The 4460-nt window shown below is 27.7% G+C and carries 3 protein-coding genes; 1 reads left to right on the plus strand and 2 read right to left on the minus strand.

What is annotated here, in order from left to right; genetic code table 11:
• The first annotated feature begins 174 nt into the window (after positions 1–174).
• Positions 175–1179 (plus strand): tryptophan--tRNA ligase, encoded by a 1005-nt coding sequence (gene trpS, locus ABF633_RS20465; RefSeq protein WP_415526540.1) that lies wholly within the window; start codon positions 175–177, stop codon positions 1177–1179.
• A gap of 85 nt (positions 1180–1264) precedes the next feature.
• Here the strand turns inward: trpS and ABF633_RS20470 are convergent, their stop codons facing one another.
• Together ABF633_RS20470 and yidA are read right to left on the minus strand one after the other, a co-directional pair.
• Entirely contained in the window at positions 1265–3181 is a 1917-nt protein-coding gene (locus ABF633_RS20470; protein ID WP_415526536.1) for a diguanylate cyclase domain-containing protein, read from the minus strand.
• A gap of 253 nt (positions 3182–3434) precedes the next feature.
• Positions 3435–4241 carry a sugar-phosphatase gene (yidA, locus tag ABF633_RS20475; RefSeq protein WP_415526538.1) on the minus strand — a complete coding sequence of 269 codons (807 nt, stop codon included), beginning with the start codon at positions 4239–4241 and terminating at the stop codon, positions 3435–3437.
• Between the last annotated feature and the right edge of the window lie 219 nt (positions 4242–4460).

The following is a 4460-nucleotide window of genomic DNA, read 5'->3' on the forward strand; positions in this document are numbered from 1 at the left end:
ATTTGCAGTTCTAAAATTCAGATGGGGTAAAAGAATCCCCACCTGAATTAAGAATTTGCTTCAATATAAATTAATTTTGGAGTATAATATTAGGCATGTAAAAGGAAACAATAACAAAATATACTTGAACTTTAGTAACTAATAAGAGGTGAGCAACAATTTATGGTAGAAAAATTGGAACAAAATAAAAAAGTTATATTTAGTGGAATTCAGCCTTCAGGAGAATTAACTTTAGGAAATTATTTAGGAGCTTTAAAAAACTGGGTAAAGCTTCAACATGAATATGATTGTTATTTTTGTGTAGTAGATCTTCATGCAATAACTGTTAAACAGGAACCAAAGGACTTAAGGAGAAGAACTCTAGAAGTAATGGCAATTTACATAGCAGCAGGAATAGATCCTGAAAAAAGTACAATTTTCATTCAATCTCATGTGGCAGAACACACAGAATTATCTTGGCTGCTAAACTGTTATAGCTATGTAGGAGAGCTTAATAGGATGACTCAGTTTAAGGATAAATCTAGTAAATATGGCAACAGTGTATCAGCAGGTCTTCTAAATTATCCTGTATTGATGGCTGCAGATATATTGCTTTATCAAACGGATTTAGTACCAGTAGGAATAGACCAGAAGCAGCATTTAGAGTTAACGAGGGATCTTGCAGAAAGATTTAATAATGCGTATAGTCCTACTTTTAAAATACCTGAACCTTATATACCGGAGAAAGGGGCTAAGATAATGAGTCTTCAGGAACCTGAAAAGAAGATGTCTAAGTCTTCTGATAATCCAAATAGCTTTATTTTGATTATGGATCCTCCTGAGGTTATTAGAAAGAAAATTTCTAGAGCTGTAACAGACAGTTTAGGAATAGTAAAATATAGTGATGATCAGCCAGGAGTTAAAAATCTCATGACTATACTTAATACATTGACTGGCGAAAGCATTGAATCTATAGAAAAAAAATATGAAGGTCAGGGCTATGCTAAATTTAAAGAAGATGTAGCAGAAGCTATTGTAAATGAACTTAAACCAATTCAGGATAAGGTTAAGAATCTTACTACTGATAAAGCTTATCTTGAATCAATTTACAAAGAGGGTGCAAAAAGAGCTAGTTATATAGCAAACAAAACTCTAAGGAAAGTACAAAAAAAGATTGGATTTATACCTGTGTCTAAATAACACTATATTAAAATACAGCAGTATTATTTTAATTTAACTTTTCATAGTAAAATTTCTGTGAAAAGTTATTTTATTTAAATTTTTTCTAGAGAATTTTTTTCTTTTGTCTTTTTATAGTATACATGTGATGATCCGCATTTTGTATTAGAGAATCAATAGTATCTCCATTAAGAGGATAAAGACTTATTCCTATACTTGCATTTATAAAAAGTTTATGATTGTTTTTGATTATTGGATCATTAAGTATAGATAATAATTTCTCCACTACTAATTCAGCGTTCTCATAATTTTGTATATCATTAAGTAAGATTATAAATTCATCTCCACCTATACGCGCTAAAATATCCTCTTTTCTTATACAATGTTTTAATTTCTGGCTAGCAGCGCGAAGAACAAAATCTCCAATTTGATGACCATAGGTATCATTTATGGATTTGAAGCCATCAAAATCTATATAAAGTATAGCAAAAACCATATTGTTTAATTGGGCCTGGCATAAGGTTTGTTCAAGTTTTAAGTAAAAAAGCTTTCTATTGGGTAATCCTGTTAAACTGTCATGATAAGCTAAAAATGATATATGTTTATCATTTTTATTTCTTTCAGTAATATCATTTATAATTGAAAATATTATTTTTTTATTTTTAAAGGTAATAGGAGTTGCATATATTTCAACGTCTCTAAGATTACAATCAGAGAGTACATGTTTAGTTTTATAAGGGGTATTATCATTGCTGTATATTATTTTCTTTATAATATTTCGTAAATTATCCTCCTTTAGTTTATTTATTTCAGTTATTTTCATATTTTTAAGTTGTTCATAAGAATATCCATAAAATTTTATGGCAGCATCGTTAACATCTAATATATGTAAAGTTTCAGGATCAAAAAGATACATAATGGAGGTATGCTTATAAAACATTATTTTAAATTTTTCTTCATTTTCTTTTAATTCTTCTTCATTTTTTCTATAATCTTCAGCTTCCTTGTGGAGCTTTTTTTTATCCCTAATGTCATAACCTACTAAAAGTATACCTGATATTTCATTTATCTTCTTATTTATAATTGGAAAAGGCGATATATTCATAGGAATAATTTCATTATTTTTTGTCTTACAATTTATTTTCATGTAGCCGCTTACATTATAATTATTTTTTGATATGTTATCTAATATGTCTTTGGAATCCATTAATTCATATATAGGTTTTCCTATTAAGCTATCTGTTTTGTATCCAGTTAGTTTCTCCATAAACTTATTTATATTTAATATTTCTCCAGCAGGAGAAATGATTATAACTGCACCAAGCATTTGACCTATTAACTTATTTATCATAAGATTTGGTGATATTTCAAATAGGCTATAATTAATAGTGGAATAGTATATTCCTAAAAAAATTACTATGTTTAAAATTTGACCTATTTGAGGTATATTTTTCAGGCCATATATAGATAGAATATATTGCATAGCTATGTTAGAAATATAGGAAAAAGTACCTGTAAGTATAATCATTTTGGTTTGCTTCTTTTCTTTTATAGTTATTGACTTTTTATAACTGATGAAAAGCAGTAAATAGCAGGCAGAAGTAAAGGTTAAATTATATATAAAATTAAATTTATAAAAAAAGTTTAATAATATTGGCGATGTGGATGTATCAGAGCCAATTAAAAACAATCTTATAAGGAAAAATATACTTCCAGGTATATATATAGCATAAGCTAATATCTTTTTTTTAGAAAATTTATTTTTAGTATAAATTAAAGACAGGTGCAGAAATAGAGCAGGACAATAACACCATCCTAAAGATGCTATTTTAGAAAATACAATTTGAGTATTATCTGTTGTAATATAAAATAATCCATAGGAGGACGACCATATAAACATATCAATACATGATAAAATAAATAATCTTGTTAAATTTGAATCTTTTTTTAATCTAAAAATATTTACTCCAATATATAAATAAACAATTGAGCAAATTAATGATAATAATGAAAGAAAATACATCTTGTAGCACTCCTTGTTATATTTCACTTAATATATATCTTAATTATATGGTAAAAATTCACATAAGTCTAATTATTTTTTATATTATATGCTCTTGAATGTGATTATAAATGAGAGTAATAGTACTAAAATATAGTAATTTATTGATACAGTTTACATATTTTGCAAACAAAATCTATAAGGCACTATGAAAAACTATTCAAATTGATAATTTTTCATAGTGCCTTATAAAAACATGATTTTACAGATAAAGTTATTTATTAAATATAAATTTATCAATTATATAAGCTATACCGTTATCTTCATTAGATTTTGTGACAAAATTGGCAAGCTCTTTTATCTTATCATCAGCATTGCCCATAGCAACACCTAGGCCTGCATATTCTATCATATGTTTATCGTTGTCAGCATCACCTGCACAGATAATTTCATCCTGATTTATGCCGAGCTTTTCACTAAGTAATTTTACACCAGTACCTTTGTTAGATTCCTTATTTAAGAATTCTAAGAAATAAGGCATACTTCTCATTACAGTATATTTCTCATATATTTCGTTAGGTAAAGATTGTATCACTCTATCAAGTATTTCTTCATCATCAATAAACATAACTTTAGCTATAGTTGTATTATTATCTAGATGGTCAAAGTCTACTTCTTTTAAGGGAATAGAATTTAATTCGGCTTCTAATAAACTGTATTTACTGGATTTTGGAGTAATGCATTCTTCACTTGTGTGTGCGTGAATATTTACTTTTAATTCTTTACTCAGATTATACAGATAATGAAGATCTTCCAGAGTCAAAAGAGTTTTTGCAATTATGTGCTCACCATCAGTGGTTTGCACTAATGCGCCATTAAAGGTAACTGCATATTCATCTTCTCCCACTAAATTCAATTCTTTTAAATATCTTTCAATGCCCTTAACTGGTCTTCCTGTGGCTAAGACAACTTTTACATTATTCTTACGGGCATTTTGTATAGCATCAAAATTTACTTTTGAAATTGTTTTATCGTTCTTTAGTAATGTTCCATCCATATCAATAGCTATTAGTTTGTACATAATTTCCCTCCCGCTTATTTAATTAAAATTATCAATATTATATTATTAAAAGTGATTAAAATCACAGAATATGTAAGCTTGTTAATATATTATAAAACTACAGACATGATAATAAACTTAAAAAGACTTTATTTCACCTGACTAACTTGGCGTAAGTATCCTGCGCACGCTGTGAAAGTGGGAGTACAACGCCAAGTAAGCCATGCATTTGCAGTTCTA

It is taken from the genome of Clostridium sp., from assembly GCF_047718555.1.
Lineage (GTDB): Bacteria > Bacillota > Clostridia > Clostridiales > Clostridiaceae > Clostridium_I.

Coding starts and splice junctions, on each gene's coding strand:
- yidA (WP_415526538.1), bottom strand. CDS start 4,241: ATGTACAAACTAATAGCTATTGATATGGATGGAACATTACTAAAGAAC.
- ABF633_RS20470 (WP_415526536.1), bottom strand. CDS start 3,181: ATGTATTTTCTTTCATTATTATCATTAATTTGCTCAATTGTTTATTTA.